The following is a 23,207-nucleotide window of genomic DNA, read 5'->3' as shown; positions in this document are numbered from 1 at the left end:
GCATGACCGTCCTGAAGAGCGCCCTGAACGCGCGCTCCGCCGAGTTCCAGGCCAACGCCGACGCCATGCAGGCGCTGGTCGACGATCTGCGCCGGAAGGTCGCCGCCATCCAGCAGGGCGGCGGAGCCAAGGCGCGCGACAAGCACCTCGCCCGCGGCAAGCTGCTGCCGCGCGAGCGCATCCGCCAACTGCTCGACGTCGGCTCGCCGTTTCTGGAGCTGTCGCAGCTGGCCGCCGACGGCGTCTATGCCGAGGACATCCCGTCGGCCGGCATCATCGCCGGCATCGGCAGCGTCGCCGGGCAGGAGTGCATGATCGTCGCCAACGACGCGACGGTGAAGGGCGGCACCTATTTCCCGCTGACGGTCAAGAAGCACCTGCGCGCGCAGGAGATCGCCCAGCAGAACAACCTGCCCTGCATCTATCTGGTGGATTCGGGCGGCGCCAACCTGCCGAACCAGGACGAGGTCTTCCCCGACCGCGACCATTTCGGCCGCATCTTCTACAACCAGGCCAACATGTCGGCCGAGGGCATCCCGCAGATCGCCGTGGTGATGGGAAGCTGCACCGCCGGCGGCGCCTATGTCCCGGCGATGTCGGACGAGGCGATCATCGTCCGCAACCAGGGCACCATCTTCCTGGGCGGCCCGCCGCTGGTGAAGGCCGCGACCGGCGAAGTGGTGTCGGCCGAGGATCTGGGCGGCGCCGACGTGCATTCCCGCACCTCGGGCGTGACCGACCATTACGCGATGAACGATGCCCACGCCCTGGCGATGGCGCGCCGCGTGGTGTCGAACCTGAACCGCGCCAAGCACATCGACCTCGACCTGCGCGAGCCGGAGGAACCGGCCTTCGACCCGCGCGAGCTTTACGGCGTGATTCCCAGCGACGCCCGCAAGCCCTTCGACGTGCGTGAGGTGATCGCGCGGGTGGTCGACGGGTCGCGCTTCGACGAGTTCAAGCCGCTCTACGGCACGACGCTGGTCACCGGCTTCGCCCACATCTTCGGCTATCCCGTCGGCATCATCGCCAACAACGGCATCCTGTTCAGCGAATCCGCCCTGAAGGGCGCCCACTTCGTCGAGCTGTGCTGCCAGCGCCGCATCCCGCTGGTGTTCCTGCAGAACATCACCGGCTTCATGGTGGGCCGCAAATACGAGGCCGGCGGCATCGCCAAGGACGGCGCCAAGCTGGTCACCGCGGTCGCCTGCGCCAAGGTGCCGAAATTCACCGTAATCATCGGCGGCAGCTATGGCGCCGGCAATTACGGCATGTGCGGCCGTGCCTACAGCCCGCGCTTCATGTGGATGTGGCCGAACGCCCGCATCTCCGTCATGGGCGGCGAGCAGGCGGCCGGCGTGCTGGCCCAGGTCAAGCGCGATGCCATGGAAGCCCAGGGCAAGCCGTGGTCGGCCGAGGACGAGGAGGCGCTGAAGGCGCCGATCCGCGCCCAGTTCGAGCGCGAGAGCCACGCCTATTACGCCAGCGCCCGGCTGTGGGACGACGGCATCATCGACCCGGCCGACACCCGCATGGTGCTGGGCCTCGGCCTGTCGGCCTCGCTGAACGCGCCGGTGCCGAAGACGCCCTTCGGCGTCTTCCGGATGTGATGGGGGCGACCATGAGCGATATCCTGATCGAGGTTGCCGACACCGGCGTCGCCACCGTCACCATGAACCGCGGCAACGTCCACAACGCCTTCAACGAGCAGGTCATCGCCGACCTGACCGCCGCCTTCCGCCGGGTGGGCGAGGATCCGGCGGTGCGCGTCGTCCTGCTGCGCGGGGTGGGCAAGAGCTTCTCGGCCGGGGCTGATTTATCCTGGATGAAGAAGATGGCCGGCTACTCCCGCGAGGAGAATCTGGCCGACGCCATGGGCCTCGCCACCATGCTGCGCACGCTGGACGAATGTCCGAAGCCCACGGTCGCCGTGGTCCAGGGGCCGGCCTTCGGCGGCGGCGTCGGGCTGGTTTCGGCCTGCGACATCGCCATCGGCGTGGAGACGGCCACCTTCGCCCTGTCGGAGGTGCGGCTGGGCATCATCCCCGCCGCCATCAGTCCCTATGTCATCGCCGCCATCGGCGAGCGCGCCTGCCGCCGGTATTTCCTGACCGGCGAGCGGTTCAGCGCGGCGGAGGCCCACCGCATCGGCCTGCTGCATGAGCTGACCAGCGCCGACGGGCTGGAGGAGACGGTGGCGAAGACGGTCAAGAACCTGATGGACAGCGCCCCCACGGCGGTCACCGCCGCCAAGGAGCTGATCCGCGCCGTCGCCCGCCGGCCGCTGACCGAAGAGGTCATGCGCGACACGGCGGAGCGCATCGCCCGCCAGCGCGCCAGCGCCGAAGGCAAGGAGGGCGTCGGCGCCTTCCTCGACAAACGCACCCCGTCCTGGCGGAGCTGATCCAATGTCCCAAATGGCAATGTTCGACAAGATCCTGATCGCCAACCGCGGCGAAATCGCCTGCCGGGTCATCCGCACCGCCCGCCGGATGGGCATCAAGACCGTCGCCGTCCATTCGGAAGCCGACGCCAAGGCGATGCATGTCCAGATGGCCGACGAGGCCGTCTGCATCGGCCCGGCTCCGGTCGGCGAAAGCTATCTGCGCGGCGACGTCATCCTCGACGTGGCGAAGTGCACCGGCGCCCAGGCCATCCATCCCGGCTATGGTTTCCTGTCGGAAAATGCCGGCTTCGCCGCCGCCTGCGCGGAGGCCGGTGTCGTCTTCATCGGCCCGCCGATCGACGCCATCCGTGTCATGGGCTCCAAGGCGGAATCCAAGCGGCTGATGGCGAATGCCGAGGTGCCGCTGGTTCCGGGCTATCACGGCACCGATCAGGACTTCGTCACCCTGTCGGCGGAGGCCGAGCGCATCGGCTATCCGGTGCTGGTCAAGGCGTCGGCCGGCGGCGGCGGCAAGGGCATGCGCGTGGTGCGTGCCGCCAACGAGCTGGCCGACGCGGTTGCCGGTGCCCAGCGCGAGGCCAAGGCGGCGTTCGGCGACGACAGCCTGCTGCTGGAGAAATATCTCGGCCGGCCGCGCCATGTCGAAATCCAGGTCTTCTGCGACACCCACGGCAACGGCGTCTATCTGTTCGAGCGCGACTGCTCGGTGCAGCGCCGCCACCAAAAGGTGATCGAGGAGGCGCCGGCCCCCAACTTGCCCGACGATCTCCGCCGCCGCATGGGCGAGGCCGCGGTGGCCGCCGCCAAGGCGGTGAACTATGTCGGCGCAGGCACTGTCGAGTTCCTCTATGAGGATGGCGGCTTCTACTTCATCGAGATGAACACCCGGTTGCAGGTGGAGCATCCGGTGACGGAGAAGATCACCGGGCTGGACCTCGTCGAATGGCAGCTGCGTGTGGCCGCCGGGGCGGAGCTGCCGCTGCGCCAGGAGCAGCTGACCCGTAGGGGGCATGCCTTCGAGGCGCGGCTGTACGCAGAAGACCCGCAGCGCGACTTCCTGCCGGCCATCGGCAAGCTGGTGCGGCTGCGCCCGCCGGCTGAGAACGATCACGTCCGCGTCGACACCGGAGTCCGCGAGGGCGATTCGGTGACGATGTATTACGACCCGATGATCGCCAAGCTGATCGTCTGGGACGAGGACCGCGACAGCGCGCTGCGCCGCCTGCGCGTGGCGCTCGCCGAATATGAGGTGGTCGGCGTCACCACCAACGTCGCCTTCCTCGGCGCCATCGCCGGCCATCCGGCCTTCAAGGCGGTGGAGATCGACACCGGCTTCATCGAGCGCCACCGCGCCGACCTGCTGCCGCCGCCGGCCCCGGTGGCCGACCGGGCGCTGGCCGCCGCGTCCCTGTCGGTGCTGCTGAAGCGCCGGGAGGAGGCCCAGGCCGCTCTGCGTGCCCGTTCCGACCGTTACTCGCCCTGGCTGCTCGCCAATGGCTGGCGACTGAACGAGGAGAACCATTACGACCTGCGCCTGATGGACGGAGAGGCGGCGCGCGAGGTGACGCTGCATTTCCGCGCAGATGGCTATGAGGTCGCGGTGGATGGCGGCAAGCCGATGCCGGTCACCGGCGTCAGCCTGTCGGACGGCCTGCTGACCGCGACGCTGGACGGCATGCGCACCCGCGCCACCGTGGTGCAGCAGGGGCTGGACATCACCGTGCTGATCGACGGCGCGGTGTCCCGCCTGACGCTGGACGACCCCAGCGCCCGCGCGGCGGAGCAGGAGGGCGGCTCCGGCCGTCTGACCGCGCCGATGCCCGGCACTGTGGTCCGCGTGCTGGTCGAGCCGGGCCAGAGCGTCGAGGCCGGCACACCGCTGATGCTGCTGGAAGCCATGAAGATGGAGCACACCATCAAGGCCCCGGCGGCCGGTACCGTCAGCGCCGTGAATTTCGCGGCGGGCGATCAGGTGTCGGAAGGCGTCGACCTGCTGGTTCTCGACATCGCGGAGGCCTGACGATGCAGTTGCCGAAATTCGTCCGCATGGTGGAGGTCGGCCCGCGCGACGGCCTCCAGAACGAAAAGTCGATGGTGCCGACGGCGGTGAAGGTGGAACTGGTGAACCGCCTGTCCGACGCCGGGTTGAGCGTGGTCGAGGCGGCCAGCTTCGTCTCGCCCAAATGGGTGCCGCAGATGGGCGACAGCGCCGATGTGCTGGCGGGCATCGCCCGCAAACCCGGCGTGCGCTATGCCGCCCTCACCCCGAATCTGAAGGGGCTGGAGGGTGCGCTGGCGGCCAAGGCCGACGAGGTGGCGGTGTTCGGCGCCGCCTCGGAAAGCTTCAGCCAGAAGAACATCAACTGCTCCATCGCAGAGAGCCTGGACCGCTTCGCGCCGGTGATGGAACAGGCCAAGGCGGCGGGAGTGCCGGTGCGGGGCTATGTCAGCTGCGTGCTCGGCTGCCCCTATGAGGGGGAGATCGCGCCGAAGGCGGTGGCGGACGTGGCGGAGCGGCTGTTCGCCATGGGCTGCTACGAGATCTCGCTGGGCGACACCATCGGCACCGGCACGCCGACCAAGGCGCAACTGATGATCGCCGCGGTGGCGGAGCGGGTGCCGGTCGACAAGATCGCTGTCCATTTCCACGACACCTATGGGCAGGCGCTGGCCAACATCCTGGCGGCGTTGCAGATGGGGGTGGCGGTGGTCGACAGCTCCGTCGCCGGTTTGGGCGGCTGCCCCTATGCCAAGGGGGCGAGCGGCAACGTGGCGAGCGAGGATGTGCTGTACATGCTGAACGGCCTCGGCATCGAGACCGGGGTGGACCTGGACAAGCTGATCGCGGCCGGGGCGTTCATCAGCGACGCCATCGGCCGTCCCACCGCATCGAAGGTGGCCCGCGCTCGTGGTTGTGCGTGAGGGATCCTTCGGCAACGAAGGGCCGCGCTTCCGGCAGGGGGTGCGGCCCTTTCGTATCCGGGGGGATGGCCCCTTCGCATCTTGGGCGGTCCACCCCATATAGGTCCGGTCCTCGGCCAGACGTGAACGACCGCCCGTGCGTATTCCCGACCTGAACAGCCTGTACGATGCCGGCAGCCGGCTTCTTCTGGAATCGACGGTGCGCGTCGGCGTCACCGGGCTGCGGCGGGCGGGCAAGACCGTCTTCGTCACCGCGCTCGTCGACAATCTGCTGAAGGCCGGGCGGCTTCCCTTCCTCGACGTCATGTCGTCCGGGCGTTTCCAGGCGGCGCGGCTGCGGCCGCAGCCCGATCCGGACGTGCCGCGTTTCGACTTCGAAGGCCATCTGGCGGTGTTGACCGGTCCCGATCCCCATTGGCCGGAGCCGACGCGCGGCATCGGCCAGATGCGCGTCTCATTGCGCTACCGCCCGGATTCGGCGCTGAAGCGGGCGGTGCAGCCGGTGGCGACGCTGAACCTCGACCTCGTCGATTATCCCGGCGAATGGCTGCTCGACCTGCCGCTTCTGCGCCAGAGCTTCGCGGAATGGAGCGCGCTCACCCTTGAGCTTGCCGCCCGGCCGCCGCGCGACGAGCTGTCCGCCTCCTGGCGCGGCTGGCTCGCCACCATCGATCCGATGGCATCGGCGGAGGAGGAGACGGCCCGGCGCGGGGCGGCGCTCTACACCGACTATCTCCATGCCTGCCGGCGGGCGGACACGCTGCTGAGCCTGATCCAGCCCGGCCGCTTCGTCGAACCGGGCGACATGAAGGACGCGCCGCTGCTGACCTTCTGCCCGCTGCCCCCGCCGCAGTTCGCCGGGTCGCGGGGGCGCGGCAGCCTGTGGGCGCTAATGGAGGAACGGTACGAGGCCTACAAGACCAACGTCGTCCGCCGCTTCTTCTCCGAGCATTTCGCCAAGCTCGACCGCCAGATCGTGCTGATCGACGTGCTGGGCGCGCTGAACGCCGGCCCGGCCGGGATGGCCGACATGAAGCGGGCGCTGGAGCTGAGCCTGGAGCCTTTCCGCCACGGCTCGTCGGGCTGGCTCGACTGGCTGCTGGGCACCAAGATCGACCGGGTGCTGTTCGCCGCGACCAAGGCCGACCACATCGCCGCCCACCAGCATGCCCAGCTGCGCGCGCTGCTCGACCGGCTGGTCGGCGATGCCCGCAACGCCATCCGCTTCGAAGGCGCCCAGGTCGAGACGATGGCGATCGCCGCGCTGAAATGCACCGACAGCGTGGTGACGGAGCATGAGGGGCGGCAGCTGCGCTGCGTGCGCGGGGTGCCCGTGGGGCGCGACCGCCCGACCGTTCTGTTCCCCGGCGAGATCCCGGAAGATGCGGAGGCCTTTCCGCCCGGCCGCGACCGCCCCTACAATTTCCTGGCCTTCCGTCCGCCCGACGACCTCGGCCGCGATCCTCGCGGCCTGCCGCACATCCGCGTCGATCAGGCCCTGCAATTCCTGCTGGGGGATTACCTGCTGTGACGGAGCGCGACACCGACACCCGCAAACCCTCAAGCGGCTGGGTTCCGCCGATGGAGCTGGAGCTTGACCGCGCCGCTGCGGTCCCGGCGGAGGAGGAGACGGCGCTGCTGACCGGATCGGGCGACCCGGCGGAGCTGCTGCCGGCCCCAGCCGCACCGGTGCGGACGACGCGCCGCCTGGGGCGCTGGCTGTTCGGGGCGCTGGCGGCGCTGGTGGTGGTGGCGTTGGGGTTCGACACCGCCGACCTGCTGAACCGCGCCTTCGCCACCAGCGTAGCGCTGGGCGTGCTGGTGGCGCTGCTGGCGGCGACCGCGGGCATCGCCGCGGTGGCGATGCTGGTGAACGAGCTGCTGTCGCTGCGCCGCCTGCGGCGGATCGAGGAATTGCGGGCCGAAGCTGGGCGTTTGGAGGTGGAGGCGCCGGGCGGGCGGGCCGACCGTTTCGCCGGGTCGCTGGTGGCGCTCTATGCCGACCGGCGGGAACTGGCCCCGGCGCTGGCCCGCGTGCGCGACCATGTGACCGACGCCCATGACGAGCATGAGGTGGTGCGGCTGCTGGACCGCGAGGTGCTGGCCCCGCTCGACCGTGCCGCCTACCAGCGGGTGTTGCTGGCATCGCGCGACACCGCCGTCGCCACCGCGCTGAGCCCGGCGGCGCTGCTGGATTTCGCGGTGGTGCTGTGGCGTAACCTGAAGCTGGTGCGGGAGATCGCTTCGCTCTACGGTGCCCGGCCCGGCTATGTCGGCTCGCTGCGGCTGCTGCGCCGGATGCTCGCCAACATCGCCGTCGCCGGGGTGACCGAAAGCGCCCATCATGTGGCGGTGGAGGCGCTGGGCGGCTCGCTTGCCGCCGCGATCTCCACCCGGATGGGGCAGGGGGTGATCAACGGCCTGCTGACCGCGCGGGTCGGGCTGACCGCCATGCATCTGTGCCGCCCCATCGCCTTCGGCACCGACAACCGCCCCAGCCTGAACCGCATCAGGAAGGAACTGCTGTCGGTGCCCAAGCAGGTGCTGTGACGCGTCAGGCGAGGTCGAAGACCAGCACCTCGGCATCGTCGGCGCGGTCGAGCGTCACCGCCTCCTCCTCCGTCAGCGCGGCGCCGTCGCCGGCCTTCAGCAGGGTGCCGTTCAGATGGACCCGGCCGCGGGCGACCTGAACCCAGGCATGGCGGCCGGGGCGCAGGGGCAGGGTGGCGCTTTCCTCGCCGTCCAGCAGCGCGGCGTACAGGTCGACATCCTGGTGGATGGTGACGCTGCCGTCGCGCCCGTCACGGGAGCCGACCAGCTTCAGCGTGCCCTGCTTCTGCTCGGCCGGGAAATCCGCCTGCTGGTAGCCGGGCGCCAGGTTGTTGGCTTCCGGCAGGATCCAGATTTGCAGGAAATGCACCGGCTCGGTGTCGGACGCGTTGTACTCGCTGTGGCGGATGCCGCGGCCGGCGCTCATCACCTGGACCTCGCCCGGACGGATCACCGACCCGGTGCCGATGGAGTCCTTGTGCTCCAGCGCGCCGTTCAGCACGTAGGAGACAATCTCCATGTTGGCATGCCCATGGGTGGGGAAGCCGGCGCCGGGGATCACGCGATCCTCATTGATGACCCGCAGGGCGCGGAAGCCCATATGGCCGGGATCGAAGTAATGGCCGAACGAGAAGCTGTGGTTGCTGTTCAGCCAACCCATGTTGGCAACCCCACGCTCGTCGCGATGGCGAATGGTGATCATGATGGAACCCTCCGTATCCTTGGGGTGTGTGCCCTTGTCTGGAGGGGAATTTGGCACCGGACGGCAAAAGGAACAATCTGGGGAGTTCGCATCAGATCGTTGCTAATGGAGCTACAATATCAGCCGGCCAGCGGCACCCCCACCGCGAAGACCGTGCCGCGCCCTTCCACCGAGCGCACCGTCACCGGATGCTCCAGCAGCCGCGCCAGCCGTTCGACGATGGCGAGCCCCAGGCCGATGCCTTCGCTGCGATCGCGGTCGGGGCGGTCGAGCTGGACGAACTCCTCGAAGATGCGCCGGCGGTCGGGTTCCGCGATGCCGCGTCCGGTGTCGTAGACCTCGATCCACAGCCGGTCCCCGCGGGTGCGGCAGCCGACCAGCACGCCGCCGGTCTCGGTGTAGCGGATGGCATTGCTGATCAGGTTGCGGACGATGCGCTCCAGCAGCGCCGGGTCGCTGCGCACCACGGCGTTGGTCGGGACGGCGCGCAGCCGCAGGCCCTTGTCCTCCGCCAACCCGGCGAACTCCGCCTCCAGCTGGTCGAGCAGCGGAGAGAGCGGCAGGTCGGCCAGCCTCGGCGTCACCGCGCCGGATTCCAGCTTGGAGATGTCGAGGATCGCGTTCAGCAGGTCGCGCATCGACCGCTGCGCCGCCTTCAGGTCGGTCAGCAGGGCCGCCGCCTTGGCGCTCTGCGGCTGGCGTTCCAGCATGCCGGTGAACATGCCGATGGCCTGGAGCGGCTGCTGCAGGTCGTGGCTGGCATGGGCGAGGAAGCGGGACTTGGCGCGGTGGGCCTGCTCCGCCGTGGACTTGGCGGCGTGCAGTTCGGCCGTGCGCTCGCGAACCTGCTGTTCCAGCGTGGCGTTGGCGCGCTCAATCGTCTCGGCCATGCGCAGGATTTCGGTGAACTGGCGGCGCACCTGCCGGGTCATCGGCCGGAAGATCGCCAGCGCTTCCACCGCCAGGATCAGCAGGGTGATCAGCAGGGCGGCCAGCCCCAACTGGTGCAGGGTGTGGAATCCGGCCTCGCCCTCCTCCTGGTAGAGGGCGACCATCTCCTCCAGCCGATCCAGAAGCGGGCCGAGGGCCTGGGAGGTGATGCGGTCCGCTTCGGCCCGGTCAGGGGGCTGGCCGGCGGATGCGGCGGCGATCACCCGGCGCAGGGCGGCGATGTGCCCGGTCACCACCGGGTCCAGCGGGTCGGCGCCGCCATGGAACAGGTCGTTGGGCGGCGGCCCCAGGGGCGGGCCTTCCTCCGGTCCGGCCCGGCCGCTCAGCCGGCGATGGGCAGCCTCGAACATGTCGGTGGTCTCGGCCAGCTGCCGGCCGAGGTCGCTGCGCACCGCCGGATCGGTGGCGGTCTTCAGCTGCTCGACCAGGAGGGCGGTGCGCTGCGACAGCATGCGCTGGCGGCCGGAGACGTTGACGACCTCCAGCATGCGTTCATGCTGGCCGATCACCCCTTCGGTCATGACGAAGCCGGCCAGCGTGCCGAGCGCGATCAGCGTCAGCGCCAGGGCATAGCGCACGGTCATCCAGCGCGCCGTGGTGGTGCCGGTCGGTATCATGCCCATATCTCGCCCATGTGTCCCCTCGGCGGTGGCGCCGACGCTATCAAGCCTCGGTGAAGCCGCAAGCCTCCAGCGCCGCCCGCATGTGCGGCGGGACCGGCGCCACCGCGCCGACCGGGTCGCGCTTCGGATAGAGCGGCAGCGAGATGGCGCGGGAGTGCAGATGCAGCGGCTTGCCCTCCGGCCCGCCATATTGCGGGTCGCCGACCAGCGGACAGCCGATGGAGGCGCAATGGACGCGGATCTGGTGGGTGCGGCCGGTGTGCGGCGTCAGCTCCAGCCAGGTGAGCCCGTCCGCCTGCCCGCGCACGACATAGCCGGTCACCGCCGTTTGCCCGTCGGGCGAGCCGACGATGCGCCAGCCGCCGGTCTTGTTGGAAACTTTGGCGAGCGGCAGCTCGATCCGTCCGGACTCCTGCGGCGGCGTCCCGGCGACCACAGCCCAATAGGTTTTGTCGACCTTGCCGTTCTGGAACAGGATGCCGATCTTGCGCAGCGCCTTGGCATGGCGTCCGAGGATCAGGCAACCGGAGGTGTCGCGGTCCAGCCGGTGGGCGAGGGACGGCGGCTTGGGGAAGCCGAAGCGCAGCGCGTCGAAATGCCGCTCCAGGTTCGGGCCGCCGGCGGGGCCGGCATGGACCGGCAGCCCGGCAGGCTTGTCGAGGATCAGCATCAGCCCGTCGCGGTACAGGATGCGGTCTTGGATTTGGGCGGGTGTCACGGGCAACTCATCCCCAGGCGCGGGAAATCAGGAGGTCGATGGCGGCGATGATGCGGTCGCTGTCGCCGACGAGGGAGCAGACTTTCTCGCCGATCTGGTCCGTCGGAACGGAGGCGAGCTGAAGTGGATTCAGAACGACATCTTGGCCTTCAATCACGAACTTCGGGGTCAAGGACGGTTCCGTGCTCTGGAGCTTGTCGGCCAGCAGCAGCGGTGCGATCACCCTGCGGGCCGATGCGTCAAAACGTTGTGATTGCACGATCACCAGATACGGAATGCCCGAGCGCGCGGCGGTTCGGTTCCGATGCACATCGAATTGAGCCATCACAGGTGATCGAGATGTTCATCGGCGAAAGAGCCATATTGGGCGTCGAAGTCGTTCAGTGCCGCAATCGTCGCATCCAGGCGACGTTCACGGTCCGCCTTCGCCACCTCGTCGGCCAGCAGCTTTTCGACCCGTTCCGACAGGTCGCCGGGAAGGGACTGCGCGCGCTGCAGGATGTCCTCGTCCAGCGACAAGGTGACGTCCCGCTTCGGCGCGCGCCGGTCATAGACACCGTCCATTGGAAAGCCCTCCCCCGATCCCGATGCACTGAAGATAGGCGCCCCCGGTGCCGTCCGGCAAGCAGGCAGGAAAAGGGCGCGGCCACCGCAAGGCGCCGCGCCCCCTTCACATCCGGTCAGGCCCGGATCAGGCGAGCTTCAACTCCTTGAAGAAGTCGTTGCCCTTGTCGTCGACGATGATGAAGGCCGGGAAGTCCTCCACCTCGATGCGCCAGATGGCTTCCATGCCGAGTTCGGGATACTCGACGCATTCCACCTTCTTGATGCAGTCCTGGGCCAGACGGGCGGCGGCGCCGCCGATCGAGCCGAGATAGAAGCCGCCATGCTGCTTGCAGGCCGCGGTCACCTCCGGGCTGCGGTTGCCCTTGGCCAGCATGACCATGGAGCCGCCCGCCGCCTGGAACTGGTCGACGAAGCTGTCCATGCGGCCCGCCGTCGTCGGTCCGAAGGAGCCCGAGGCGTAGCCTTCCGGCGTCTTGGCCGGGCCGGCATAATAGATCGGGTGGTTCTTGAAGTAATCCGGCAGCGGCTCGCCGGCGTCGAGGCGGGCGCGCAGCTTGGCATGGGCCAGATCGCGGGCGACGATCAGCGGGCCGGTCAGCGACAGGCGGGTGCGGATCGGATACTGGCTCAGCGTGGCGCGGATCTGCTCCATCGGCTGGTTCAGGTCGATCTTCACGACCTCGCCCGACAGATGCTCGTCACCGATCTCCGGCAGATACTGGGCCGGATCGGTCTCCAGCCGCTCCAGGAAGATGCCGTCCTTGGTGATCTTGCCCACCGCCTGGCGGTCGGCCGAGCAGGACACGCCGATGCCGATCGGCATGGAGGCGCCGTGGCGCGGCAGGCGGATGACGCGGACGTCGTGGCAGAAGTACTTGCCGCCGAACTGGGCGCCGATGCCCATGTTCTGGGTCAGCTTGTGGACCTCGGCCTCCATCGCCAGATCGCGGAAGGCGTGCGCGTCCTCGCCGCCCTCGGTCGGCAGGTTGTCGAGATAGCGGGCCGAGGCCAGCTTCACCGTCTTCAGGTTCTGCTCCGCCGACAGGCCGCCGATGACGATGGCGAGGTGGTAGGGCGGGCAGGCCGAGGTGCCGAGATAGCGGATCTTGTCTTCCAGGAACTTCAGCAGCCGGTCGGGCGCCAGAACCGACGGCGTGGCCTGGTGCAGGAAGGTCTTGTTGGCCGACCCGCCGCCCTTGGCCATGAACAGGAACTTGTAATAGTCCTCGCCCTCGGAATAGATGTCGATCTGCGCCGGCAGGTTGTTGCGGGTGTTCTTCTCCTCATACATGGAGATCGGCGCCAGCTGGCTGTAGCGCAGGTTGCGCTTCAGGTAGGCGTCGCGGGCACCTTCCGACAAAGCGGTCTCGTCGCCGCCCTTGGTCCAGACGCGGCGGCCCTTCTTGCCCATGATGATGGCGGTGCCGGTGTCCTGGCACATCGGCAGGGTGCCGGCGGCGGCGATGTTGGCGTTCTTCAGCAGGTCGAGCGCCACGAAGCGGTCGTTGGCCGACGCCTCCGGATCGTCAAGGATCTTGGCGAGCTGGGCCAGATGGCCCGGACGCAGCAGATGGTTGATGTCGGAGAAGGCAGCCTCGGCCAGCAGGCGCAGACCTTCCGGCTCGACCTTCAGGATCTGCTCGCCGTCGAAGTCGACGACCGAGACATGGTCCGAGGTCAGCTTGCGGTAGGTCGTGTCGTCCTTGGCGAGCGGAAACAGGCCGCGGGCTGAGGCGATGTCGTCGGGCATTGGGGCGTTCCTTCGTGACGAACCTGGCGTGACGATCCAACGGCCGCCATTCGCCTCCGCGGTACGCGACCCGCCGGGCGCGCGAAGGGGGCAGGCCGCGCTCGGCCCCCCTTATACACCGCTGCGGGGCGGAGACAACCATCGGCGGGACGGAAGGCGGCGCGGCGGTTTGTCGTGGGGGAAATGGTGGGGAAGTGGTCGTACCGGTGGCGCTTTTTGCCCCCTCCCCATCCCTCCCCCGCGTTCCGCGGGAGAGGGTGCCTTGTGCGAAGTGGCGGCAGTCCCCTCCACCGCCGAAGGCGGGGGAGGGCTAGGGAGGGGGCATCAAACGCCTGACTACGCCGCCGCCTTCACATGCCCCTCGACCGCTTCATGGGCGTGGACGGCCGGTTCGGCCGGGGCGCCGACCCAGTCGCCATGGGCGGGGATTTCCTCGCCCTTCATCACCAGGGTCAGCGGACCCAGCCGGGCGAAATCGCCGATATGGGTGTCGTACAGCACGGTGGCGCCGGCCCCGATGGTAACCCCGTTCCCGACGCTCACCCGGCCGACCTTCATCACACGGTCCTCATACAGGTGGGTCTGCAGGGCCGACAGGGCGTTGATGGCGCAATGGTCACCGACGGATACGCAGTCGAACTCCGTGATGTCGGTGGTGTCCATGTAGACGCCCTTGCCGAACTTCGTGCCGAACAGGCGCAGCACCCAGGGCAGCATCGGCGTGCCGCGCAGATGGTCGAGCAGCACCTTGCCGGCCAGACCCCAGTAGAGCACGGCCACCGCCTCCGTCCGCATGGCCCACCAGGACCACATCGGCTTCATGGTGGGGGCGTAGCGGCCCATCAGCAGCCATTTCACCAGCGCCACCACCAGCACCATCGCCGACGGGATGGCGACGCTGACCGCCAGGAACTGCCAAAGGAAGGTCCCCCAGCGCCCGTCGAGGATGGCGGGGGCGAAGAACTCCACCGCGAAGGTGCCGAAGGTGATGAACAGCATCGTCGGCATCGACAGGCTGAAGGCCTCGAACACGGCGCGGCCGAGACGGCGGGCGCGCGACGGCTCGAACGTCCAGTTGGCCGACACGTTGTCGAACTTCTGGCGCACCGGCAGCTTGATCGGCGGGCTGCCGAACCAGGTGTCGCCGGCCTGCATCTCGGCATTGGCCGGCGGCTTGGACTTGATGCCGATCAGCGTGCCGGTCGGGATGGAGGCGCCCGGCGGCACCACGGCGTCGTTGCCGACGAACACGCGGGCCTCGGTCTTCACCGGCTGCAGATGCATCCAGCCGCGGCGGATGTCCTCGTCGCCCAGCACCACCTCGTCGGCGATGAAGCACTTCTCGCCGATCTCCACCAGATCGTAGCGGCCCGCCAGGTTGGTCGAGATCTCGGCGTCGCGGCCGATCTTCGCCCCCATCAGGCGGTACCAGGCCCGCATGTAGACGGTGGCGTAGAGCGAGCTGAGGGTCTCCAGCATCACCTCGGTCGCCAGCGCCACGATCCATTTGCGGACGTAGAACCAGCTGTGGACCGAATAGGATCCCGCCTCCACCTTCGGCAGGACGATCCAGCGTGCGGCGGCGATCAGCAGGACGGTGATCGCCACCAGGAACATGGCGGTCGGCCAAGCGATGGCGGGGACATAGATCAGATAGTTCACCTTGAACAGCCCGCCCATCCAGGCGTCGAGCCGGTCGAACAGGTAGAAGGCCGGGAAGATCGGGATCAGCGCCACCGGCGGCAGGCCGACCAGCGCCACCAGATAGACCAGCGCCTGGATCGCCCGCTTGACGGCGCCGGCGCGCGGCTCCTGCGGCAGGGCGGCGCGGTCGACCATGCCCACCTTGCGGGCGGGCGAGCCGTCCCAGGATTCGTAGGCGCCGGTGCGGGTGCCGGCGGCGAGCGCGGTCAGGTCGGCCAGTTCGGTGCCGGGGGCGACGACGGCGTCATGACCGATCACGCAGGAGGTGCCGATATAGGCGTCGTCGCCGATCTCGATGGTGCCGATCACCAGCTCGTTGCCGATCACCTCGGCATTCGCCAGCTTGACCTTGCCGCCGGTGCAGGCGCCGCGGCCGATGCCGACCAGATCGATGGCTCCGGATTCGAACTCGCCGATCATCGCGTCGGCGCCGATCCTGGCGCCGAGCGCGCGCAGGAGCAGCCGCATCACCGGCGATCCCTGGAACCACTTCAGGTGGACCAGCGCGATGAAGCGCTGGGCCAGCCACCAGCGGTAATAATACACGCCCCACAGCGGGTAGCGGCCCGGCTTGGTCCGGCCGATGATCAGCCATTTCGCCGCGATGGCGATGGCGACGGTGGCGATGTTGATGACGACATAGACGCCGAACAGCGTCGTGACCTCGCCCAGCAGCCCGGCATCCTCGCCCGACAGCAGCATGTAGCTGACGAACACGCCCAGCCACTGCACCGTCATCAGCGCCAGGATGACCGGCAGCGCCGCGGCCTGGGCCAGACCGCACAGCAGGCGGCGGCGCAGCGGCGGCGGTTCGAAGGACAGGTCGGCCGGCTTGGTCCCGCGCCCGGCCGGCGCCTTGGCGTCCTGCCGCTCGGCCATCGCCCGCAGCGTGCGGGCGCCATAGACGTCCTGCAGGGTCAGGCTGGCCAGCCCGGCGGTCTCGCGCACGGCCGACACGAAGCGCGCCGCCAGCAGCGAATGGCCGCCGAGGTCGAGGAAGAAGTCGGCCTCCAGGGGGATCGACTGTCCGGGGAAGACGCGGCGGGCGGCCTCCAGCAGCGCGGCCTCGGTCGGCGTGCGCGGCTCTTCCTGCTCGCCTCCGCCGGCATCCTCGGTCAGGGCCATCGCCTGCAGGGTCTTGCGGTCGGCCTTGCCGGAGGTCAGGCGCGGCAGCTCCGCCACCTGCTCGTAATGCGCCGGCACCATGTAGGCCGGCAGCTGGGCGCGCAGCGCGTCGCGCAGCGCGATCTTGTCGAGGGAGGCGCCGGGCTGCGCGACCAGGAAGGCGACCAGACGGTCGAGCCCGTTGTCGGTGCGCAGGACCACGGTGGCCTGGGCGACGCCCGGCAGGTCGGTCAGCTTCGCCTCGATCTCGCCCAGCTCCAGACGGAAGCCGCGGATCTTCACCTGATCGTCGATGCGGCCATGGAAGCGAAGGTTGCCGTCGGCATCGACGCTGACCGCATCGCCGGAGCGGTAGAGCAGCGGGTCCTGAAATGCACCTGGCCCGTCGGCGCGGTACGGATTGGCGATGAACTTCTCTGCCGTCAGCTCCGGCCGGCCGAGATAGCCCTGGGCCACGCCGGGGCCGCCGATCAGCAGCTCGCCCTGGGTGCCGGCGGCCACCGGCTGCAGCGCCTCGTCCACCACATAGCAGGTGTAGTTGGGGATCGGGCGGCCGATGGTGACGGGGGTCTCGGGCAGCACCTCTGCCACCGTGGCGACGACGGTCGCCTCGGTCGGGCCGTAGCTGTTGAACAGGCGCCGGCCCGGACGGCACCAGCGCGCGGCGATGGCCGGCGGGCAGGCCTCGCCGCCCAGGATGACGACGCGCAGGGACGGCACGTCCTTCGGCAGCATCGCCAGCAGGGTCGGCACGGTGTCCAGTACGGTGACGCCGGCCTCGTTCAGCAAGTCAGCCAGCCGGTCGACCTCGTCCAGAACCTGACGGCTGGCGACCCACAGGGTGGCGCCGGCCAGATAAGGGACGAAAATCTCCTCCAGCGACAGGTCGAAGGCCACCGAGGCGCCCTGGAACGCCACGTCGTCGGCGGTGATGCCGTAGACGCTGTTGGCGGCGCGCAGGTAATGGCAGATGTTGCGGTGGCTGATGACGATGCCCTTTGGCTTGCCGGTCGAGCCCGAGGTGTAGATGGCGTAGGCCGGGCTGTCCGGCGTCACCCCGTCGGCGCGCAGGTCGAGCGGACGGTCGTCGTCGCCCAGCACGTCGCCGATGCGCAGGATCTGGACGTCGGCGCCGGCGTCGCCCAGCATCGCCGCCTTGGTCCCGGTCACCAGATCGATCAGGATCGCCGGGGCGGCGCAGTCGGTCAGGCTGACGGCCACGCGCTCGGCCGGGGCGTCGGCATCGAAGGGCAGATAGGCGGCGCCCGCCTTCAGGATGCCCAGCAGCGCCACATGCAGGTCGAGCGACCGCGCCATCCACAGCCCGACGAAGCAGCCGGGGCCGATCCCGCGCGCCCGCAGGCCGCGGGCAACCCGGTTGGCGCGCGCCTCCAACTCGGCATAGCTGACGCGCCGGCCTTCATAGACGATGGCCGTGCGGTCCGGATAAGCCGCGGCGGTCGCCTGCGGGATGTCGGACAGCAGCTCGTCCCGCAACAGGGACGGGTCGATGGGGCCGCTCAGCGTCGGCACCGCCGGAGGGGCGACCCAGGAAGGGGACGTCGTCGATTGACCGGCCGGGGTAACGTCGGTCGGGCCGTTGGCCCGCGCAGTCAGCAGAGTCACGCTGTGTCAGCCTTCCAAAGGGAATCAGCGCGGTGGCGCCGGAGGGACCCGTTCATCGGCTGGTCCCGGCGGTCGGCTGAACGCGGCGATGGGCCGCTCGCATGTTGTGGCGCTTTATGGTTAATGAATGCTTGCCGTCCGGCATGACGGCACGCGTACCGATGGGAGATGGCAAGTCTTGGGCTTTCCAAGCGCTGCGCAAGCAACATTCGCCCCAACCAAAAGAAAGAATAAGACCTGCCGGCACCGGATACATGGGTATACATGAACAAGCGGACGGCGCTTTCATGATCCGTTCCACGGCGGTGGTCAAGGGTGTCCTTATGTATGCCTGCCGATGCGCCAGGGCATGTGTCGGCGCCACCACATGCCCGCCGATGGCCGGGCTGCCGCCGCGCGCCTTCCGGAAAGTCATGCCCGATCCTGCGCTGATGTAGGTCGGCCGGCGGCATCCGCATCATTCGGCTTCTGCATGGCTGCTGCTCCCAGCGCTCCGCCTCGGCCATCCTCTTTCATGATGGACGTCATTAGAAATCATATTCATGATGATCGTCATCATAACTGGGCCGGTGCCGCACTGGCCGCGCCGGCCATCCGAACGACAGGAGAGGGTCATGAGCATTTCGACGGACATGAGTGGGCGGGTCGCGCTGGTCACCGGCGGCACCTCCGGCATCGGACGGGCGGCGGCGCTTGCCTTCGGCGGGGCGGGTGCGACCGTCGTCGTCACCGGCCGGCGCGAGGCGGAGGGGCTGGAAACGGTGGAACTGATCGACCGTGCCGGCGGGATCGGACAGTTCGTGGCGGCCGATGTCGCCGACGCGGCGCAGGTGGCATCCCTGTTCGAGAGGATCGAGCGCGACCATGGCCGTCTCGACGCCGCCTTCAACAACGCCGGCATTCATGAGGTCGGCCCGGTGACGGAGATGGAGGAGGCCGTGTTCGACCGCGTCCTGACCGTCAACGTGAAGGGCGTCTGGCTTTGCCTGAAGCATGAGCTGACGATCATGCGCCGCCAGGGCCACGGCGCAATCGTCAATACCGGGTCGGTGCTGGGCCAGATCGGCATGGCCGGCAACGCCGCCTATTCGGCGAGCAAGGCGGCCGTCGAGGGGTTGACCCGCACCGCCGCCATCGAAGTCGCGGCACTGGGAATCCGCGTCAACGCCATCTGCCCGGCGATCATCCAGACGCCGATGACCCAGGCCTCCTTCGGCGGGGCCGAGCGGGTCGAGGCGGCGCTGGGCCCGCTCCATCCCGTCGGCCGCGTCGGCCGTCCGGAAGAGGTCGCCGCGGCCGTGCTCTGGCTCTGTTCCGACGCCGCCGGCTTCGTCACCGGCCAGTCGATCAACATCGACGGCGGCGTCACAGCCCGGTAGGCCGGACAAAGCGAGCCGTGGGATGGCGCTCTATCCCCCCAAATGCTCCAGCGGCAAGGCGGTGCGGTAGCGCACCTGTTTCAGCGCGAAGCTGGAGCGGATGTTGGCGACGCCGGGGATGCGGGTCAGGTGCTCCTTCAGAAAACGCTCGTAACTGGCAAGGTCCGGCACCACGACCCGCAGCAGGTAATCGGCGTCGCCCGTCATCAGATAACATTCCAGCACCTCCGGCCGCGCCATCACCGCCGCCTCGAACCCGTCGAGCCGTGCCTCCACCTGCCGTTCCAGGCTGACGCTGACGAAGATGTTGACCGGCAAATCGACCGACGCCGGGTCGACCAGCGCCACATAGCGGGCGATCACCCCCGCCTCCTCCAGCACCTTGACCCGGCGCAAGCAGGGGGAGGGCGACAGGCCGACCCGCTCCGCAAGTTCGGTGTTGGGCAGGCGGCCATCCTCCTGAAGGGCGGCCAGGATCTTCCGGTCTATGCGGTCGAGAGATTGTTTTGGCATCAAATGCCGTTCCCCGTGCTGAATTGGCATACAATGCTAAAGCGGAACCGTGGCGACCGCCACTTTGCAAGCATCTGCCCGATCACAAATGATAGGCTTGTCCAACCATAACCTCCAGCCGGGAGCATCCCCATGACCGCGATCCAGCCGTCCTCCGCCGATCTCGCCTGCCTGGCCGAGCTGGAGCGCAAGGTTCTCTGGCTCGCCTCCTGGACCATCCACAACGCCAACCATGTCCGCCCCAACCTGGACGGGCTGAAGATCGGCGGCCATCAGGCTTCCAGCGCCTCGATGTCGACCATCCTGACGGCGCTCTATTTCTCCGCCCTGCGGCCGGAGGACCGTGTGGCGGTGAAGCCCCATGCCAGCCCGATCTTCCACGCCATCCAGTATCTGCTGGGCAACCAGACGCGGGAGAAGCTGGAGAATTTCCGCGGCTACAAGGGGGCCCAATCGTACCCGTCCCGCACCAAGGACGTGGACGACGTCGATTTCTCCACCGGCTCGGTCGGGCTGGGCGTGGCGCAGACCCTCTTCGCCTCGCTGGTCCAGGATTACCTGAAGGCCAAGGGCTGGGCGCCCGGCCTGCCGGAGGGCCGCATGGTCTCGCTGGTCGGCGATGCCGAGATGGACGAGGGCAACATCTTCGAAGCCCTGCAGGAAGGCTGGAAGCACGGCCTGCGCAACACCTGGTGGATCGTCGACTACAACCGCCAGAGCCTGGATGCGGTGATCCGCGAAGGGCTGTGGGAGCGGCTGGAGAACATCTTCCGCGCCTTCGGCTGGGACGTGGTGATCCTGAAATACGGCACCCTGATGCAGGAGGCGTTCAAGGAGCCGGGCGGCGAGCGCCTGCGCCACTGGATCGACAGCTGCCCGAACCAGCTCTATTCGGCCCTGACCTATCAGGGCGGTGCAGCGTGGCGCCGCCGCCTGATGGACGATCTGGGCGACCAGGGCGACGTCACCCGCCTGATCGAGCGCCGCAGCGACGAGGAACTGGCCCGGCTGATGGGCAATCTCGGCGGCCACGACCTGCCGTCGCTGCTGGAGGCCTTCGCCAATGCCCGCACCCATGACCGGCCGGTCTGCTTCATCGCCTACACCGTCAAGGGATTCGGCCTGCCGCTGGCCGGCCACAAGGACAACCATTCAGGATTGCTGACGCGCGAGCAGATGGACGGCTTCCGCATCGCCAACAAGGTCCGTCCGGGCCATGAATGGGACCGTTTCGAGGGGCTCTCCCTGCCGGAGACCGCGCTGGAAGACTTCCTCCGCCGCGTTCCCTTCGCGCAGAAGGGGCGCCGCCGCTACGAGGCGCCGGCCGTCGCCGTGCCCGCCGCCCTGCAGGCGCCGACGCAGAAGAGCCTGTCGACCCAGGCCGCCTTCGGCCTGATCCTGAACGAGATCGGGCGGGAGCGCTCGGCGCTGGCCGAACGCATCGTCACCACCGCGCCGGACGTCACCGTCTCCACCAACCTCGGCGCCTGGGTGAACCGGCGCGGGCTGTTCGCCAAGAGCGAGATGGCCGACCTGTTCAAGAAGGAACGCATCCCCTCCACCTACAGCTGGGACTTCTCGCCGAAGGGCCAGCATCTGGAGTTGGGGATCGCGGAGTCCAACCTGTTCATCCTGCTGTCGGCGCTCGGTCTGTCGCACAGCCTGTTCGGGGAGCGGCTGCTGCCGATCGGCACGGTGTACGATCCCTTCATCATGCGCGGCGCCGACCAGTTGAACTACGCCTGCTACCAGGATGCCCGCTTCATGCTGGTGGCGACCCCATCCGGCGTCACGCTGGCGCCGGAGGGCGGGGCGCACCAGTCCATCGCCACCCCGCTGGTCGGCATGGCGCAGGATGGCTTGGCCTATTTCGAACCCGCCTTCGCCGACGAACTGGCGGTGGTGATGCGCTGGGCCTTCGACTACATGCAGCGGGACGGGGAGGGGACGCCGAGCGAGCGCAACTGGCTGCGCGACGAGACCGGCGGCTCGGTCTATCTGCGCCTCTCCTCCCGCGCGCTGGAGCAGCCGACCCGGACGATGGACGAGGATCTCGCCCGCGACATCGTCGACGGCGCCTATTGGCTGCGCAAGCCGGGGCCGAACGCCCAGGTGGTGATCGCCTACACCGGTGCCGTCGCTCCCGAGGCAATCGCGGCGGTCGGCATGTTGGGAGAGGACCGGCGCGATGTCGGCCTGCTGGCGGTGACCTCGGCCGACCGGCTGAATGCCGGCTGGAGCGCCGCCCAGCGGGCGCGCGAGCGCGGCCTGTCCCATGCCCGCGGCCATATCGAGCGGCTGCTGGAGGGGGTGCCGCCCCATTGTGCCCTGGTCACTGTGGTGGACGGCCATCCGACGACGCTGGGCTGGCTTGGCTCCGTCGCCGGTCACCGCACGCGGGCTCTGGGGGTGGAGCATTTCGGCCAGACCGGCACCATCGCCGATCTCTACCGCCATCACGGCATCGACGCCCATGGCATCGTCGCGGCGGCGGAAGCGGCGTCTCCCGGCCGGCCGGTCCGCCACTTGCGCGCCATCGGTTGAATGCGTCGGCTGATCGTTTTTCAGCCGGCGCGCTCGGCCCGCTTTTCCAGCGCCTCGCGGTAGCGGTCGCGGGTGTAGTCGACCAGAGTACCGAGCGCCGCTATCGCGGCCTCGGCATCCCGCCTTTCCAGCGCCTCCAGCAGGCGGGCGTGGAATCCGATGATGGCCTCGCGCTCGCGCACCCGATAGATGATCATGTTGCTGACCGGCTGCAGCGCCTCGACCACGCCGTGCATCAGGTAGGACAGCAGGGCATTGCCGGCGGCATCCACCAGGGCGCGGTGGAACCTCACGTCCGAGGCGCAGAATTCCTCATCGGTCAGCGCCGCCTCGCCCTGCCGTGCCAACTCATTCCGCATCGTCGCCAGCGGAGTGGCAAGGTCTGCATCGTCCCGCGCAGTCGCCAGTCGGCAGCAGACTCCCTCCAACTCCAGCCGCGCCGTCGCCATATCGTCGAGCCCGATATCTCCGACCGCGACCATCAGGGTGGTGGCATTGGCCAGCGAGCGGGCCGCATCCTCCGGTGCCGGGCTGGCGACGAAATTGCCGCCGGTTGGGCCGCGGCGGGAGCGGATCAGGTGCTGGGCCGCCAGACGCTTCAGGGCCTCCCGCACGGTCGGGCGCGAAACCTTGAAGCGCTGGGCCAGTTCCTCTTCCGTCGGCAGCCGCTCGTCCACCTTCAGCCGTCCATCCATGATGGCGGCACGCAGGCTGTCGGCGATCTGCTTGGCCGCGCTGACGGTGACGACGCTCTCGAACTCGACCGGCATGTCCGCTCGCTGCTGGTTTCGAACAACTCTATGGTCAGAAGGTCAGACGTTTCAACATTTGCCGCGGAGGACGCGGATGGCACTGCCGACGCCGTCCGGTCAAAAAAACGTCACCCTGCCGAAAAAAGTGCTTGCGCGGTTTGGGGCAGCCCGCATATAAGACGCCTCCCGACGCGAACGACGCCGGCGCCGCCGAAACGGCAGCGACCGGTATCGCGAAACGGGAAGCCCGACAAACCGGCGCTTGTCACCTGAACCCCAGAGGTTCGGTGAGGCTCTCGGTTTCTGCATCGGGCGGGTTCTTTGACAAGTTTATACCGTGTTGTGAGAAGGGATGCGCAGGCGGCGGCAGTTG

At 68.7% G+C, this 23,207-nt stretch carries 17 protein-coding genes; 8 read left to right on the top strand and 9 right to left on the bottom strand.

The genetic code is table 11. The annotated features are described in order from the left end of the window. Positions 1-2: 2 nt before the first annotated feature. The 6 genes from VD964_RS03440 (at position 3) to VD964_RS03415 (ending at position 7,879) form a co-directional block, all read left to right on the top strand. Positions 3-1,610 carry a carboxyl transferase domain-containing protein gene (locus VD964_RS03440; RefSeq protein ID WP_324865593.1) on the top strand — a complete coding sequence of 536 codons (1,608 nt, stop codon included), beginning with the start codon at positions 3-5 and terminating at the stop codon, positions 1,608-1,610. An 11-nt stretch (positions 1,611-1,621) separates the two neighbouring features. After that, a complete protein-coding gene (locus VD964_RS03435) occupies positions 1,622-2,404 on the top strand; it encodes an enoyl-CoA hydratase/isomerase family protein (RefSeq protein WP_324865591.1) in 783 nt (260 codons plus the stop codon). A gap of 19 nt (positions 2,405-2,423) precedes the next feature. After that, positions 2,424-4,427, top strand: a complete 2,004-nt coding sequence (locus VD964_RS03430) for an acetyl/propionyl/methylcrotonyl-CoA carboxylase subunit alpha (RefSeq protein WP_324865633.1) — start codon at positions 2,424-2,426, stop codon at positions 4,425-4,427. Between the two features lie 2 nt (positions 4,428-4,429). Next, complete coding sequence (locus VD964_RS03425; RefSeq protein ID WP_324865589.1) at positions 4,430-5,329, top strand: hydroxymethylglutaryl-CoA lyase; 900 nt, start codon at positions 4,430-4,432, stop codon at positions 5,327-5,329. A 136-nt stretch (positions 5,330-5,465) separates the two neighbouring features. Further along, positions 5,466-6,860 carry a YcjX family protein gene (locus VD964_RS03420; protein WP_324865587.1) on the top strand — a complete coding sequence of 465 codons (1,395 nt, stop codon included), beginning with the start codon at positions 5,466-5,468 and terminating at the stop codon, positions 6,858-6,860. Next, positions 6,857-7,879: a TIGR01620 family protein gene (locus VD964_RS03415; RefSeq protein WP_324865584.1), complete on the top strand. Its 1,023-nt coding sequence runs from the start codon at positions 6,857-6,859 to the stop codon at positions 7,877-7,879. The genes VD964_RS03420 and VD964_RS03415 overlap by 4 nt, the downstream gene beginning before the upstream one ends. Before the next feature lie 4 nt (positions 7,880-7,883). Here VD964_RS03415 and VD964_RS03410 read toward each other — a convergent pair whose 3' ends face one another. From VD964_RS03410 to VD964_RS03380, 7 genes are all read right to left on the bottom strand, one after another. Beyond that, positions 7,884-8,582 (bottom strand): pirin family protein, encoded by a 699-nt coding sequence (locus tag VD964_RS03410; RefSeq protein WP_324865582.1) that lies wholly within the window; start codon positions 8,580-8,582, stop codon positions 7,884-7,886. 119 nt (positions 8,583-8,701) lie between these two features. After that, a complete protein-coding gene (locus VD964_RS03405) occupies positions 8,702-10,156 on the bottom strand; it encodes an ATP-binding protein (RefSeq protein ID WP_324865580.1) in 1,455 nt (484 codons plus the stop codon). Positions 10,157-10,196: 40 nt separating this feature from the next. Further along, a complete protein-coding gene (locus VD964_RS03400) occupies positions 10,197-10,874 on the bottom strand; it encodes an RNA pseudouridine synthase (RefSeq protein WP_324865579.1) in 678 nt (225 codons plus the stop codon). Positions 10,875-10,881: 7 nt separating this feature from the next. After that, entirely contained in the window at positions 10,882-11,199 is a 318-nt protein-coding gene (locus VD964_RS03395) for a CcdB family protein (RefSeq protein ID WP_324865577.1), read from the bottom strand. Beyond that, positions 11,199-11,438, bottom strand: a complete 240-nt coding sequence (locus VD964_RS03390; protein ID WP_324865575.1) for a type II toxin-antitoxin system CcdA family antitoxin — start codon at positions 11,436-11,438, stop codon at positions 11,199-11,201. The genes VD964_RS03395 and VD964_RS03390 overlap by 1 nt, the downstream gene beginning before the upstream one ends. A gap of 127 nt (positions 11,439-11,565) precedes the next feature. Then, positions 11,566-13,191 carry a fumarate hydratase gene (locus VD964_RS03385; RefSeq protein ID WP_324865573.1) on the bottom strand — a complete coding sequence of 542 codons (1,626 nt, stop codon included), beginning with the start codon at positions 13,189-13,191 and terminating at the stop codon, positions 11,566-11,568. Positions 13,192-13,527: 336 nt separating this feature from the next. Beyond that, positions 13,528-17,646, bottom strand: coding sequence for a Pls/PosA family non-ribosomal peptide synthetase (locus tag VD964_RS03380; RefSeq protein WP_324865571.1), 4,119 nt, complete (start codon positions 17,644-17,646; stop codon positions 13,528-13,530). 614 nt (positions 17,647-18,260) lie between these two features. Here VD964_RS03380 and VD964_RS03375 point away from each other — a divergent pair. After that, positions 18,261-19,025, top strand: a complete 765-nt coding sequence (locus VD964_RS03375) for an SDR family oxidoreductase (RefSeq protein WP_324865569.1) — start codon at positions 18,261-18,263, stop codon at positions 19,023-19,025. A gap of 30 nt (positions 19,026-19,055) precedes the next feature. Here VD964_RS03375 and VD964_RS03370 read toward each other — a convergent pair whose 3' ends face one another. After that, a complete protein-coding gene (locus VD964_RS03370) occupies positions 19,056-19,538 on the bottom strand; it encodes an Lrp/AsnC family transcriptional regulator (RefSeq protein WP_324865567.1) in 483 nt (160 codons plus the stop codon). Between the two features lie 132 nt (positions 19,539-19,670). Between VD964_RS03370 and VD964_RS03365 the strand changes: the two genes are divergently transcribed. Then, entirely contained in the window at positions 19,671-22,082 is a 2,412-nt protein-coding gene (locus VD964_RS03365; protein ID WP_324865565.1) for a transketolase, read from the top strand. 20 nt (positions 22,083-22,102) lie between these two features. Here VD964_RS03365 and VD964_RS03360 read toward each other — a convergent pair whose 3' ends face one another. Further along, positions 22,103-22,852, bottom strand: coding sequence for a FadR/GntR family transcriptional regulator (locus VD964_RS03360; RefSeq protein WP_324865562.1), 750 nt, complete (start codon positions 22,850-22,852; stop codon positions 22,103-22,105). Positions 22,853-23,207 lie beyond the last annotated feature (355 nt).

The sequence above is a fragment of the Azospirillum sp. genome, assembly GCF_035628975.1.
Taxonomy (GTDB): Bacteria; Pseudomonadota; Alphaproteobacteria; order Azospirillales; family Azospirillaceae; genus Azospirillum.
The sequence above is the reverse complement of the archived record's forward strand: the minus strand, read 5'-3'. Positions and strand labels throughout refer to the sequence as shown.

What these genes read in the sequence shown, in the direction of transcription:
- VD964_RS03370 (WP_324865567.1), bottom strand. Translation starts at nt 19,538, where the DNA reads ATGCCAAAACAATCTCTCGACCGCATAGACCGGAAGATCCTGGCCGCC.
- VD964_RS03430 (WP_324865633.1), top strand. Translation starts at nt 2,424, where the DNA reads ATGTTCGACAAGATCCTGATCGCCAACCGCGGCGAAATCGCCTGCCGG.
- VD964_RS03385 (WP_324865573.1), bottom strand. Translation starts at nt 13,191, where the DNA reads ATGCCCGACGACATCGCCTCAGCCCGCGGCCTGTTTCCGCTCGCCAAG.
- VD964_RS03390 (WP_324865575.1), bottom strand. Translation starts at nt 11,438, where the DNA reads ATGGACGGTGTCTATGACCGGCGCGCGCCGAAGCGGGACGTCACCTTG.
- VD964_RS03425 (WP_324865589.1), top strand. Translation starts at nt 4,430, where the DNA reads ATGCAGTTGCCGAAATTCGTCCGCATGGTGGAGGTCGGCCCGCGCGAC.
- VD964_RS03375 (WP_324865569.1), top strand. Translation starts at nt 18,261, where the DNA reads ATGAGCATTTCGACGGACATGAGTGGGCGGGTCGCGCTGGTCACCGGC.
- VD964_RS03410 (WP_324865582.1), bottom strand. Translation starts at nt 8,582, where the DNA reads ATGATCACCATTCGCCATCGCGACGAGCGTGGGGTTGCCAACATGGGT.
- VD964_RS03405 (WP_324865580.1), bottom strand. Translation starts at nt 10,156, where the DNA reads ATGGGCATGATACCGACCGGCACCACCACGGCGCGCTGGATGACCGTG.
- VD964_RS03440 (WP_324865593.1), top strand. Translation starts at nt 3, where the DNA reads ATGACCGTCCTGAAGAGCGCCCTGAACGCGCGCTCCGCCGAGTTCCAG.
- VD964_RS03360 (WP_324865562.1), bottom strand. Translation starts at nt 22,852, where the DNA reads ATGCCGGTCGAGTTCGAGAGCGTCGTCACCGTCAGCGCGGCCAAGCAG.
- VD964_RS03365 (WP_324865565.1), top strand. Translation starts at nt 19,671, where the DNA reads ATGACCGCGATCCAGCCGTCCTCCGCCGATCTCGCCTGCCTGGCCGAG.
- VD964_RS03395 (WP_324865577.1), bottom strand. Translation starts at nt 11,199, where the DNA reads ATGGCTCAATTCGATGTGCATCGGAACCGAACCGCCGCGCGCTCGGGC.
- VD964_RS03435 (WP_324865591.1), top strand. Translation starts at nt 1,622, where the DNA reads ATGAGCGATATCCTGATCGAGGTTGCCGACACCGGCGTCGCCACCGTC.